Below are 12,361 nucleotides of genomic sequence, written 5' to 3' on the forward strand. Positions count from 1 at the left end.
ACGGTTGAAACGCCGATAACCAAGTCGCACACTTGCGCGCGCCCGATTTACCACATCAGCAATGCATCGCGGCAAGAAACCTGATAAAGGGCACACAAAGGCGAGCCAAGACAGCTACCTAGGCAGGCCGTCGGGCCGGAGACGCGGGCCCAAGGTCCCATGAAATCGTGAGCTTGCGCTTCTAGCGTGGAAAGCACGAGGGGCCTCAACGAGGAGGTGTCAACATGACCCGCACCTATGTGGTGACCGGGTCGGCGTCTGGCATTGGAAAGGCAACCGCCGACCTGCTCGCTTCCCAAGGACACCGTGTGATCGGTGTCGACATCCACGATGCAGACATCGTGGTGGATCTCACGACGGAGTCCGGCCGCGCAAGCATGACAGAGCGCGTTCGCGAACTCTCTGGGGGCCGTATCGACGCGATCATCGCCGTCGCCGGCCTTGCAACCCCCTCCGTTGAGACGGTGGGAGTCAACTACTTTGGAATGGTCGCCACGCTCGAGCGGCTGCGGCCCATGCTGGATGAGTCCGACGCTCCCCGCGCAGTTGGCGTGGCGTCAATGGCGAGCCTGATGCCCGTGGACGACGAACTGGTCGAGGATCTCGTGGCCAACAACGAGCCCGCCGCGCTCGCGCGTGCGGACATCTTGGCCGCGGATCAGGAGCACGGACGGCTCATCTACTCCTCCACCAAGGTGGGGTTCTGCAGGTGGGTTCGCCGCAACGCCGCGAGCAAGGAGTGGGCCGGCGAGGGCATCCCGCTCAACGCGGTGGCGCCTGGCATCATCCTGACCCCCATGGTGGAGCCGCTCATGCAGACCGAGGAGGCGAAGGCCGGCCTTGCGGCCATGGTGCCGATGCCTCTCAACGGCTTCGCGGAAGCCATCGTGGTGGCGCGGCTGCTCGCGTGGCTCGCGAGCGAGGAGAACTCTCACCTGTGTGGTCAGGTGATCTTCGTGGACGGCGGCTCCGACGTCGTCATCCGCGGCGATTCCGTGTGGTGACCAAACCCAGCCACGGCTCCCGTCCACACATTTTGCTGGGTGGCACGTAGCGTCGGGCCAACTACCAGGCCCGACGCTGAGGCCAGAACGCCCGAACGTCATCTTTGTGTGGAGGGCGGTTGGGCGACGGGTTGGGAGGGGAAGCAAAAAAGCCCCGCGAAAGCGGGGCTTTGAGCTGGGCTACAAGGATTCGAACCTCAACTAACTGAACCAGAATCAGTCGTGCTGCCAGTTACACCATAGCCCAATGATTCCTCGCGGAACCGGGTACCTACTGTACCGCCTCGGGCGGCTCACCCAAAACCGGCGCGGTCGCCGACGCCGCCGCATACTCGTCGATGAGTGCGCGCTCCGCCGGGCTCGGAGTGCGGCACCCGCACGCGTTCGCGTGCTCAAAGTGCCACTGAGCGCGCTCGTGGCGAGAAGGGTGTGCGGGCATGCGGTTCGCGGCATGCCATTCGCGGTTGATAGCTCCCATGCTGGCCTCCACCAGACACAGTAGCGCCGCCGCGCGCGAGTCGATGCGGGTGGTGATCGCGCGCGGCGGCACAGTCAATGTGCGGGCCGTCTAGCCCTCGGCGGAGGCGCCACCAACCTCGGTTCCGCCAGTGCCGGACTCGGTGGAGCCGGAGCCCTTGTCGCCGGACCCAGACTCACCGGAGCCGGTGTCGCCAGAGCCCTCGGAGCCTTTACCGTCACCCTTCGAGCCCCAGTCGCCACCCTTGTCCCTGTCGCGGGAGGTGCCGCCCTCGGTGCCCTTGTCCTTGTCCTTGCCCTTGCCGGACGTGCCGCCCTTGCCGTCGCCGCACGAGCCCTTGTCGCCCTTGCCGCCCTTGCCGGACTTGGACGCCTTCTCGGCGTCCTTCTTCTTCTCCGACGACTTGTGCTGGGACTTCTCCGACTTCTCGCCCTTGTCCTTCTTGGTGGGCTTGGGGCTGGGATCGGTGCTGGGGGTGACGACGGGTGCGGGTGCCACCGACACCTCATCGGTGGGGGTCACGGTTGGCGAAGGAGAGTCGGTGGTCACAGCCGGCACGTTGTGGTGTGCGGGCTCCGCGGTGGAGTTGAACACGCTGCCAGCAGCCGCGCTGCCTCCCACCGCGATGGCCGCCGCGGACGCGAGCGACGCCGTGCCAACGGCACCGGTCCACACCACGCGGCCCCTGCGCGCCTTCCGCACCAGCACGGCGGAGTCATCCGGCGCCGTCAGTGCGTACTCCGTGCCCACATGCTGGGCGAGCGTGCCCAGCCGGTTGCTGAACTCGTTCATGCGTACCTTCCCTCGATAACGGTTGCGCGAACATGAAGTTCGGCCACCTCTGCCGCATCGTCTTCGACGAGCCCGCGCAGCTTCGTTGCCGCGTTCGACAGGTACCGCTTGACGGTCCCATCTGCGAGCTTCATGGCGGCGCCAATCTGCGCCACCGTTAAGTCGTCCACGTACTTGAGCACCACCACGGCACGCTCCTGAGGGGCAAGCGTGCTGAGGAGATACTCCAAGTACGCGTCCGAGGCAACGGTCCCTGCGTGGCTAGCCACAGCGTCGGGCACCGCTACCAAGGTGCGCCGCGCCTCGGCGACCTTGCGGCGCCGGGAGCGGTCAATTGCTTCGTTGACTATCGCGCGGCGAATGTAGCCCTCTGCCTGCGCGACAGATGTCTTGGCGCGGCCGCGAGCGAACGTCCGCACGATCGCCTCTTGCGTGATCTCTTCCGCGTCAGAGCGCGATCCGCACACGAGGAAGGCGTAGCCGACGAGTGCGGGGCGGCGCTCACGCACCACCTGTTCCATCACCTCGGCCCACTTCGCCACGCTGCACTCGCTTTCTGTCGCGTCTACAAAGGTTCGACGCAGTGCCCGCCTATTTGGTTGTAGCGTGCCTCAGTTCCGTCAGCGATGTCACCTTAATGACGTGCCCGGGATGCCCGACGGCGTGGTCGCCTATGCGGTCAAGCCAGATTCCCGTGAGGCCGGCTTGGGCTGCGGCGACCGCGTCGATGTCCAGCTCGTCGCCGACATACGCGGTGTGCTGTGGGGCGTGACCAAGCTTTTCGCACGCGAGCGCGAAGACTTCGGGAGCTGGTTTACCGTAGCCCAGCGTGTCCACTCCCACGAGCATCGGGACGCGCTCAAGGCCGCATGCGGCGAGCTTGAGTTCCTGGTACGCGACCGCTGCGTTACTCAGTGCGCCGTAAGCGATGCCGCGGGCGTCGAGTTCGTCGAGGCAAGCCTTGGCGTCGTCGTGCGCGCGCCAACCCTCTTGGAACGCGCGCTCGAAGTCGTCGTTCCAGGCGTCGTAGGCGTCGTCATCCATTGTGGGGCCGCCATATATGGCGTGGAGTTCGTTGGCGCGGCGCATGCGCTGTTCGCGATAGCCGATCTCCCCGCGCGTGTGCGCGCGATAGTGACCGCCCGCATCCGTGCGCCAGGTGTGCGTGAGTTCCTCCGGGCTCGGCACGTTGGTGAGGTAGTGCGCGGCCACGGTGGTGAGGGCGTGGCGGAAGGCGCCGCGGGTGTCCACGAGGGTGTCGTCAACATCAAAGAGGACGGCGCGGATCACGCGGCCAGCTCCATCAGGATCCACACCACACCCTCCTCACTGAGTTGTCCCGTGCGCGCGAACCCAGCCTTCTCGTAGGCGCGGATGGCGCGGAGGTTGTCCTCGCGAACGTCGAGCGTGAGCTTGCTCAGGCCAACGTGCGAGAACGCGTGGTGCGCCATCAGGTCCGTTGCCTCGGAGCCGAGCCCACGCCCAAACCATGCGGGACCGCGCAACACGATGCGGAAGTTGGCGCTCGCATCGGCGGCGGAGACCTCATTGAGCACAGCCTCACCAGCGAACTCCCCTGTCGCGTTCTCGACGATGACGAGGTCCAGCCGGTCTGGGGCGTCGGCGCGCGTGCCCACCCAGTCAGCGATCTGCGCGCGAGTGAACGACGCGGTGGTGAGTGTCAGCGCCCTTCCCTCGGGATCGTTGACCATCTCCCACGCGGCGTCAGCGTCCTCCGCAGCGTAGGGACGGAGCGTGACGAGGTCACCCACGAGGGTGGGTTTGTCCCAGGGTGCGAGCTCGCTCACGCCAGCGTGGCCCGCAAGCGCTTGAGGCGCTCAACGGACTGGTGCTGGCCAAGAATCTCCATCGATTCAAACAGCGGCGGCGAGACTAGCCGGCCCGTCACGCCCACACGAAGAGGCCCAAAGGCGAAGCGCGGCTTGATGCCCATCTGCTCCACGAGCACCTCGTTGAGCGCGGCCTGCTGCGCCTCGGGCGAGAAGTCCTCCAGGCCCTCGAGCACGCCAATAGCCGCGTCCAAGATCTCCGCAGCGTTTTCCGGCAACTTAGCCACAGCGTCGGGCTCAAGAACCACGCTTGCCGTGTCAACGAAGAGGAAACCAAGCATGCCAGGCGCCTCGCCAAGCAGCGTCATGCGCGTCTGAACCAACGGCACGGCGGCGGCGAGCGTGGCCTCCTCGTGGTTGGTGAGGCCCGTCACCTCGGTGGTGCCGATGAGGCCCGCGTTGTACAGGTACGGGAGCAGGCGCTTCGCGAACTCGGCGGTGGGAAGCATGCGCATGTGCTCCGCGTTGATGGCCTCTGCCTTCTTGAGGTCAAAACGGGCGGGGTTGGGGTTGACGTCCGCAATGTCGAAGGCGGCGATGAGCTCTTCGCGCGTGAAGATGTCGCGATCGGGGGCGATGCTCCAGCCAAGGAGAGCCAAATAGTTCAGCAGGCCTTCGGGAAGGAAGCCGCGGTCGCGGTGGTGGAAGAGGTTACTTTCTGGGTCACGCTTGGACAGTTTCTTGGTGCCCTCCCCCATGACCATCGGCATGTGCGCGTAGGTCGGCACGGCGTCGGCGATGCCAAGCGCAACCATGGCGCGCCAGAGCACGATCTGGCGGGGAGTTGAGGACAGCAGATCCTCGCCGCGCAAGACGTGGGTGATGTGCATGAGCGCGTCGTCTACGGGGTTTACCAGGGTATATAGCGGGTCACCGTTGCCGCGCACGATCACGTAGTCCGGCACGGAACCCGCAGGGAAGGTGACCTCGCCGCGAATGAGATCGGTGAAGGTGATGTCCTCGTCTGGCATACGCATGCGGATGACGGGGAGGCGACCCTCCGCGCGGTAGGCGGCCTTCTGCTCCTCAGTGAGGTCGCGGTCAAAGCCGTCGTAGCCCAACTGGGGGTGGCGGCCAGCTGCCTCGTGGCGAGCGGTGACCTCCTCCGGGGTGGAGAAGGACTCGTAGGCGAAGCCGGCTTCGAGGAGCTGTTGCGCCACCTCCACGTGCAGGTCTCGGCGCTGCGACTGGCGGTACGGTCCGTAAGGCCCGCCGATGTCCGGCCCCTCGTCGTAGTCGATGCCAAGCCAGCTCATCGCGTCGAGGATCATGTCGTACGACTCTTCAGAATCCCGCTCCGCGTCCGTGTCCTCGATGCGGAACACCATCTGCCCGCCTAGGTGGCGCGCGTACGCCCAATTAAACAGCGCGGTGCGGACCATTCCCACATGGGGAAGGCCCGTTGGCGAGGGGCAAAAGCGAACGCGAACTGCGGACATGATGCGGGGCTGTGTCTTTCTGGAAGTGGGGCTAGTCGCGGCGGATGACGGGATTGCGGAGGGTGCCGATGTCTTCGATCTCCACCTCAACCACGTCACCGTGCTGCATGCGCGTGACGCCGGCGGGCGTGCCAGTGATGATGACGTCGCCGGGTAGCAAGGTGGTGATCTCGGAGATCATCGCGATGGCGTTGGGCACGTCGAGGATCATGTCTTGTGAGTTGCCACTGACCGTCACGTTGCCGTTGATGCGCGCCTGGATGGCGACATCGTCGTGGGCGAGCTCTGTCTCGATCCACGGGCCCAGCGGGAGGGACGTGTCGAACGCCTTGGCCCGGAACCATTGATCCTCCATGCGCTGAAGGTCGCGAGCGGTGACATCGTTAGCGCAGGTAAAGCCGTAAATGTAGTCCTCGGCGTTCTCTGGGGAGACGTTGCGGCACACGCGGCCAATCACGATTGCGAGTTCCGCCTCCACCTGCACATCCTCCGAGTAGGAGGGCATGACGATGGGGTCGTCGGGCCCAATCACCGCGGTGTTGGGCTTGAGGAAGATGATGGGCACCTCTGACGCCGGCCCGCGTGCCTTGATCTCCGCGGCGTGCTCTGCGTAGTTCTTGCCAAGGCACACCACCTTGGATCGCGGAATCACGGGAGCAAGCAACCGGACGTTGTCCGTGAGGGGGATCCGCTCGTCGGTGATCGTGCCCGGCGTGTACATGGGGTCGCCGGTGAGTACCACCAGCTCCTCTTTGCCCTCGTCGCCATCGACAATCGCGTAGCGGGGCTCTTCACCAGTGGTGAACCGTGCGATGCGCATGCCCTCCAGGGTAGTGCGTCGCCGCGCCCGCGGGGGCAGGCGCCCGTAGCATGGGCCTATGCCCTCCGAGCGGAGTGACGAGCTTGCCACGAAGGCCGACGAGCGCCTCGCCGTGTTGTTGAGCCGCGCCGACGCTGCGGCCGACTTTGACCTTGGCGTCGCCTATCACGATCGCAGGGTTGCGGACTTGCTCGCTCACCTCTACGCGTGGCACGTGGTGTTCGATGGCTGGGTTGCGCAGGACAGGGCGGGTTCCGTACCCGCGTATCCCGCCGAGGGCTACACCTGGGAGAACCTCGATGGGCTCAATGACGCGTTCTACCGCGCTCATCAGGACCGCCCCTACGACGCCATTCGCGCCATGCTCGCCGCCTCCCATGCCTCGATGTTGCGGTTGCTGGACACCTTCACACAGGAAGAGCTGACGGATCCTGCGCGCTTCGAATGGCTCGGCGGCCAGGCGCTCGGAGACGTCGCTGACGAGTGCCTCGGCGAGCATTACGAGTGGGGCCTTCGCACCTTTGACACGGCCGGGATGGCGTGACCGCAGTTTCTGACGGGCGACCCGCGCGCGTCACTGGGCTCGATGTTGCCCGCGCGCTCGCGCTGTTTGGCATGTTTGCCGCCCATATTGCGAACGCCGGCATGTACGGCCCTGGTGGGTGGCGATGGCTCGTCGCGACGCACGGCCGCTCGTCGGCGCTGTTCGCCGTGCTTGCTGGGGTGTCGATAGCCCTCATGCTGACCCGCTCAAGCGCCGCCGACCCCGTGCGGCACACCCGGGTGCGTGTCGCCGTGCGCGCCGTGCTGCTGATCTTCCTTGGTTGGGCCCTCGAAGCACTTGGGACGCCCGTGGACGTCATTTTGGACAACCTAGGCGTGATGTTTCTCCTGGTACTCGTAGCATTCCGGTGGCGGCCCTGGGTACTGCTTGGTCTTGGCGCGGTCATTCTCTGCGTTGGCCGCGACGTGCTGCAGCCACTCGTGGACCATCTCCCCACATGGTTCTACGACCTCCCCGTCATCCACGAGCTGTGGGGCATCCACTACCCAGCGCTCATCTGGGTGGGGTACGTGCTGATTGGTATGGGCCTAGGGAAACTAGCGCCTTGGCGAGGGCAAGCGCTCGGCTGGCTTGCAGCGTCGGGCCTATTGCTGGCCGTACTTGCTTACGGAACGGGCGCGTGGACCCTCGCCGCGAACGGCGAGCCGATTGTGTGGGGAGACTCGTGGGGCGAATCCGATGCCTGGTACCAGATTGCGGCTCACAGCTACACGGCGTTCGAGATGCTCGGCAACGTTGGCGTGGCGTGCGCGGTGATCGCGTTGTGCTGCTTTGTGGCGCGTGTTCTGCCGCGCGTCACGTGGCCGCTTGCTGCGGCGGGTTCCATGACGCTCACGCTTTACACCGCTCACATCGTGATGATCGCGATTGCCGGCGCGGGCATCGTGTTCGAGCCCACGAACGCCGCGTGGCTTGCGTTGTGTGCCGCGTGTCTTCTGTTCGCGAGCGTGTGGCGCTGGCGGGTGGGGCAGGGTCCGCTCGAGGGCGTCTTCACCTCTGCCTCAACGGCGCTCGCCAACATTGACGCCGTCTGGCGCGCGCGTGTCAGTGGGCCTGTCTAGGGTCTGTTTTGTGGACGTGACTTCATGGTTGCTTGACTCTGACCCGTCGATTCGCTGGCAGGTTCTACGGGATGTAGTTGGCGCCCCGGCCGACGTTGTGGCTGAGGAACGCTCTCGCGTCGCCAATGAGGGGTGGGGGGCGCAACTGCTCGACCTTCAGTGGGAGGACGGCTCGTGGGACGGCGGGGCGTGGGGACCCGCCGATTTCAGCGAGGAGACCTGGAAGACAGAAGGTCAGGCGTGGACTTCGACGATGTGGACGCTCGCGTTGCTCGCGGATCTCGGCGTGGTGCCAACCGATCCCCGCGTTGCTGCCGCTGTGGAGAAGGTCGCGGCGAACGTGAAGTGGGAGTACGCGGGCGAGAACTACTTCGACGGCGAGGTGGAGGCGTGCATCAACGGGCGTACCGTGAGGGCGGGCGAGTACTTCGGGCGAGACATGTCAGCGCTGGTAGCGCGACTGTTGAGCGAACAGAAGCCCGACGGCGGGTGGAACTGCTTCGAGTCTGAGGTGTCGAGCTTCGACTCCACGCTTGGTGTGCTCGAGGGGTTCGTGGAGTTCGTGTCCCGGCGCGGGCCCGATTCGCGCGTGGACGCCGCGATCGATCGCGCGCTTGAGTACATGTACGCACGTGGACTGTTCCGCGGGCTGCGTTCCGGCGAGCCCGTGCAGGAGTACTACCTCTGCTTCACCTACCCCAACCGGCACAACTATCACGTGCTGCGGATTCTTGACCTGGTCCGCGCGTCAGGGCGCGCGCCGGACCCGCGTGCGGTGGAGGCGATCTCCGTAATTCGCGAGCGCCGCGGTGAGGACGGACGGTGGCTCCATGAGGGCACCATGCGAGGGCGGATCCCGTTTGTCTTGGAAGAAAAGGGCGAGCCTGGCCGCTGGACCACCCTTATCGCGACGCGGGTGCTGAACTGGTGGGACGCGGCTCAGCCCGTTAGTTGATGATCGTGTCCTCGCCGCGCTCATTCAGCGCGGCGAGACCGGCGCGCATCGCGTCGATCTGATCCTGGGAGTGACCCTCCCACCCCTCGAGTTCGCGGACTATGCGCACAGGATCTGTGCTGCGGTAACTCCTCGTGGGGTTGCCAGGGAACTTCTTGTCCGTCAGGTTGGGGTCGTCCTCATAGTCGCCGGTGGGCTCGACGACGTAGATGCGGCCGGTCGCTTCGCCAACCGCTAGCTCCGCCCCCCACGCCGCGGCGTCCAGGGTCTTGGTGAAATAGACGTGGTTGAGCGCGGTGCCGAAGTTGGCACCGACGCCCGGTCGCAGCAGGTCTCCCGGCGAGAGCACGGCCTTGGTTCCGTGCAGAAAGTCGGGATACTCCTCAAACGCGACGGGTGCCGGCATGTCCACCTCCTACGGCAATTATGCGCGCCCATCCCATCCCCGGCCTATGTGTGCGTCAGCACCGCTTTTCGGGGTGAGAAGTCTCCTGTGTGTGCGTGAGCGCGCATTCCGCCGTCGGCGCCGGCACAGGGGAACGCCGACACACACCCGGCACATCAGACCTCCGAAAGTGGTGCTGACGCACACATACGAGGCGAGGGGTGAGAACTGGGAGAATTGGCCCGTGAAGACCCTCGCCGAAGACCAGTGGCGGCCGCGCGCCCAGGCGTTCGAGCGCAGGGCAGACGCGCTCACCGCCGACCGTCGCGAGCGGGTCGCGCGCGGTCAGGGCCACGCAGTTGACGACTTCTTGTACGAGTACTACCCGACCCGGCCATCCTTGTTGCGCCGCTGGCACCCGGGCGTGGGCGTTTCCCTAGAGGGCGCCCACGACCACGCGGGCTGGCGCTGGTACAGGTCCGACGCTGGGGTCACCTCGGTGGACGCGGTCGCCTTCTGTGAGGCTCGCGGCGCGACGGTTGACTTCGTAACGGGCCTGGTAGCGGCCACTTTGACGCGCCGCGCGGCGCTCGGATGCTTTGGGCTGCACGAGTGGGCCATGGTCTACCGCGACCGCGACACCCGCCATGCTCTGCCGCTGCGGCTGGGCGCGGAGGGGACGGACCAGGTGGTGGCCTCTCACGACGTCGTCTGCACCCACTTCGATGCGTACCGGTTCTTCACCGAGGACGCCGTGCCACGGAATGCGCATGCACTCTCCCGCGAGACTCAGTCGCAGATGGAGCAACCCGGCTGCCTCCACGCAACGATGGATCTCTTTAAGTGGTGCTCGAAGCTCGCGCCGGCGGTGCCGTCCGAGCTGACCCTGGACGCGTTCGAGCTCGCTGTCGAGGTGAGACGCCTGGACATGGCGGCGTCGCCGTACGACGTTTCCGGCCTTGGGCTCGAGGCGCTGCGCATCGAGACTCCCGACGGCAAGCGCGATTACGCGGCGCGCCAGCGAGAGTTCAGCACCCGAGGAGAGGTGCTGCGGCGACGGCTGCTGGACGCATGCGACGCGATCCGCCGCGAGGCAAGCGAGGCCGCCGATGCCAGAACTGGGGCTTGACCGTCGAGTTTGTGCTGGGTAACGCCCCCGATGACTGCATCGCGGTGGAGGTTCTGCGATTGGAGCATCCCGGTACCGAAGGCCACGATGCCGAGTGGTTGGTGTGCACCGCAACCCTCGTCGCGGGCGGCTTCCGCGCCGCGATCACTGGGTCACTCTGGGCCAGCGACTTCCGCTACCTTCGCGAAGGACTCGAGCGGCTCTATCGCGAACTCGCAGGATCCGCTGAAATCAAGGCACTCGAAGCGTGGTTCGACTTGACGGTGAGATGCCTGCCCAATGGCGCACTCCAAGCCAGAGTGCGAGTTGCGGACCCGCTCCAATTCGACAGGGAGTTAACGGCGGATCTTCGAGATCTAGACCAGTCGCATCTGCCCAGCGCTATCGAGCAACTGCGCGCGATCGAGGGCGCCTTTCCGCCGCCCGCCCACCGATAGCCGGCCTACTAGCCCTGCAGCTCGATCCAGATGGCCTTCTCGCGCGTCCACTGCTCGAACGCGCGCAAGCTCTTCTCCACCCCACCAAACCCGGACTGCTTCCACCCGCCAAACGGCGACGTTAGGTCGCCCTCGGAGTAGTTCCCCACGGACACGACACCCGCCTGCACACCGCGGGCCGTGGCCAAGGCGTCGTCGATGTTCTTGGTGTAGACCGACGCTGCGAGCCCGTACTCGATCGCGTTCGCCATCTCGATGGCCTCTTCGCGCGTCGAGAACTTCTGCACGATCGTCACCGGCCCAAAGAGCTCGATGGTGAGGATGGGGTCGCCCTCGGCGATGTCCGTGAGGATCGTGGGCGCGATGTACCGGCCACCGCCCTCCACCGCCACCTCGGCACCTCCGGCCGCGACAACCGCTCCGGCATCCACGGCTGCGTGCACCGCCGCCATGATCCGGTCGGCAGCGCCAGCATTGATGATGGGCCCAACCTGCGTTGCAGGGTCCGACGGGTCCCCCACCCTGAGCGCCGACGCCGCCTGAGCGAAGCGCGCCACGAGCTCGTCGTGGATGCTCTCGTGCACCAGCACCCGCGAGCCCGCGGTGCAGTTCTGGCCCTGCGTCATGAAGGCGGCCGTGATGAGCCCGTCGATGAGCGTGTCCCCAAACGAGAGTCCATCCGCGAAGACGATCTGCGGGCTCTTGCCGCCCATCTCGAGGCTCACGCGCTTGAGGTTGGAATCGGCCGCGGCGCGCAGCACCGCGCGCCCGGTCGCCGTGGAGCCGGTGAAGGACAGCGCCCCAATAATCGGATCGGACGCCAAGGCCGCCCCCGTCACCGGCCCCGTACCAGGCAGCACGCGCAGAACTCCCTCAGGAATGCCCGCCTCCACCGCCAAAGAGGCGACGTGCAGCGCAGACCTGGGGGTGGCGTCGGCCGGCTTGAGGATGAGGCAATTGCCGGCGGCCAACGCCGGGCCGATCTTCCACGCCGCCATCGCGAGCGGGTAGTTCCACGGCAGGATGGCGGCGACCACGCCGAACGGCTCCCGCTGGGTGAAGGCCAACACGGACCCGGGCGCGGGGGCGACGGCGCCGTAGAGCTTGTCGGCGCATTCGGCGAAGTAGCGGATGGACTCGATCGCGCCGGGGATGTCGCCCTCGAGGCACTCGGTGATGGGCTTACCGGCGTCCTCGGAGTCGAGGCGAGCGAGCAGCGAGGCGTCCCGCTCCATGAGGTCTGCCAGCGCGTAGAGCGCGGCAGCACGCTCTCGCGGCGCGAGACCAGACCACACCCCAGAATCGAACACCGCAGCCGCATCGCGTGCGTGCTCGGCGACCTCTTCGGCACTGGTGATGGGCACGGTGGCGAGCACCGAGCTGTTGGCGGGGTTCACGATCTCGAGGTATGCGTTGTCAGCGGTCACGCGTGAACTGTAGCCCGCC

Annotated in this window: 15 protein-coding genes and 1 tRNA gene; 6 read left to right on the forward strand and 10 right to left on the reverse strand. The window is 66.2% G+C overall.

All coding sequences use genetic code 11. From position 1 onward, the window contains the following. Positions 1-224: 224 nt before the first annotated feature. Positions 225-1,004: an SDR family oxidoreductase gene (locus QM618_RS06950; RefSeq protein ID WP_428096039.1), complete on the forward strand. Its 780-nt coding sequence runs from the start codon at positions 225-227 to the stop codon at positions 1,002-1,004. Positions 1,005-1,179: 175 nt separating this feature from the next. On the opposite strand, the gene QM618_RS06955 is transcribed toward QM618_RS06950, so the two are convergent. From QM618_RS06955 to QM618_RS06990, 8 genes are all read right to left on the reverse strand, one after another. Continuing rightward, a tRNA-Gln gene (locus QM618_RS06955) sits at positions 1,180-1,251 on the reverse strand. A 24-nt stretch (positions 1,252-1,275) separates the two neighbouring features. Continuing rightward, positions 1,276-1,482 carry a hypothetical protein gene (locus tag QM618_RS06960; protein WP_428096041.1) on the reverse strand — a complete coding sequence of 69 codons (207 nt, stop codon included), beginning with the start codon at positions 1,480-1,482 and terminating at the stop codon, positions 1,276-1,278. Positions 1,483-1,572: 90 nt separating this feature from the next. Next, positions 1,573-2,274 carry a hypothetical protein gene (locus QM618_RS06965; RefSeq protein WP_428096043.1) on the reverse strand — a complete coding sequence of 234 codons (702 nt, stop codon included), beginning with the start codon at positions 2,272-2,274 and terminating at the stop codon, positions 1,573-1,575. Continuing rightward, positions 2,271-2,816, reverse strand: coding sequence for an RNA polymerase sigma factor (locus QM618_RS06970; protein WP_428096045.1), 546 nt, complete (start codon positions 2,814-2,816; stop codon positions 2,271-2,273). The genes QM618_RS06965 and QM618_RS06970 overlap by 4 nt, the downstream gene beginning before the upstream one ends. A 49-nt stretch (positions 2,817-2,865) precedes the next feature. Then, the gene (locus QM618_RS06975) at positions 2,866-3,564 is read right to left on the reverse strand and encodes an HAD family hydrolase (protein ID WP_428096047.1); all 699 of its coding nucleotides are present in this window, start codon (positions 3,562-3,564) and stop codon (positions 2,866-2,868) included. Beyond that, positions 3,561-4,082 carry a GNAT family N-acetyltransferase gene (locus tag QM618_RS06980; RefSeq protein ID WP_428096049.1) on the reverse strand — a complete coding sequence of 174 codons (522 nt, stop codon included), beginning with the start codon at positions 4,080-4,082 and terminating at the stop codon, positions 3,561-3,563. Before QM618_RS06980 ends, QM618_RS06975 begins: the two co-directional genes overlap by 4 nt. Then, positions 4,079-5,563, reverse strand: a complete 1,485-nt coding sequence (gltX, locus tag QM618_RS06985) for a glutamate--tRNA ligase (RefSeq protein WP_428096051.1) — start codon at positions 5,561-5,563, stop codon at positions 4,079-4,081. The genes QM618_RS06980 and gltX overlap by 4 nt, the downstream gene beginning before the upstream one ends. 31 nt (positions 5,564-5,594) lie before the next feature. Further along, entirely contained in the window at positions 5,595-6,383 is a 789-nt protein-coding gene (locus QM618_RS06990) for a fumarylacetoacetate hydrolase family protein (protein ID WP_428096053.1), read from the reverse strand. Positions 6,384-6,441: 58 nt separating this feature from the next. Here QM618_RS06990 and QM618_RS06995 point away from each other — a divergent pair, with 58 nt between their 5' ends. The 3 genes from QM618_RS06995 to QM618_RS07005 are packed head-to-tail and all read left to right on the forward strand — an operon-like array spanning position 6,442 to position 8,964. Continuing rightward, a complete protein-coding gene (locus QM618_RS06995) occupies positions 6,442-6,927 on the forward strand; it encodes a ClbS/DfsB family four-helix bundle protein (protein WP_428096055.1) in 486 nt (161 codons plus the stop codon). Further along, positions 6,924-8,009 (forward strand): heparan-alpha-glucosaminide N-acetyltransferase domain-containing protein, encoded by a 1,086-nt coding sequence (locus QM618_RS07000; RefSeq protein ID WP_428096057.1) that lies wholly within the window; start codon positions 6,924-6,926, stop codon positions 8,007-8,009. Before QM618_RS06995 ends, QM618_RS07000 begins: the two co-directional genes overlap by 4 nt. A 10-nt stretch (positions 8,010-8,019) precedes the next feature. Then, the gene (locus QM618_RS07005) at positions 8,020-8,964 is read left to right on the forward strand and encodes a hypothetical protein (RefSeq protein WP_428096059.1); all 945 of its coding nucleotides are present in this window, start codon (positions 8,020-8,022) and stop codon (positions 8,962-8,964) included. Here QM618_RS07005 and arr read toward each other — a convergent pair. Next, a complete protein-coding gene (gene arr, locus QM618_RS07010; RefSeq protein ID WP_428096061.1) occupies positions 8,957-9,370 on the reverse strand; it encodes an NAD(+)--rifampin ADP-ribosyltransferase in 414 nt (137 codons plus the stop codon). The two genes, QM618_RS07005 and arr, sit on opposite strands and share 8 nt — an antisense overlap. Before the next feature lie 223 nt (positions 9,371-9,593). On the opposite strand from arr, the gene QM618_RS07015 reads away from it, so the two are divergent. Further along, positions 9,594-10,478, forward strand: a complete 885-nt coding sequence (locus tag QM618_RS07015) for a 3-methyladenine DNA glycosylase (protein WP_428096062.1) — start codon at positions 9,594-9,596, stop codon at positions 10,476-10,478. Continuing rightward, positions 10,475-10,915: a WapI family immunity protein gene (locus QM618_RS07020; RefSeq protein ID WP_428096064.1), complete on the forward strand. Its 441-nt coding sequence runs from the start codon at positions 10,475-10,477 to the stop codon at positions 10,913-10,915. Before QM618_RS07015 ends, QM618_RS07020 begins: the two co-directional genes overlap by 4 nt. 8 nt (positions 10,916-10,923) lie before the next feature. Here QM618_RS07020 and QM618_RS07025 read toward each other — a convergent pair whose 3' ends face one another. Further along, a complete protein-coding gene (locus QM618_RS07025; protein ID WP_428096066.1) occupies positions 10,924-12,342 on the reverse strand; it encodes an aldehyde dehydrogenase family protein in 1,419 nt (472 codons plus the stop codon). Positions 12,343-12,361 lie beyond the last annotated feature (19 nt).

This window comes from Demequina sp. (assembly GCF_049841215.1).
Lineage (GTDB): Bacteria > Actinomycetota > Actinomycetes > Actinomycetales > Demequinaceae > Demequina.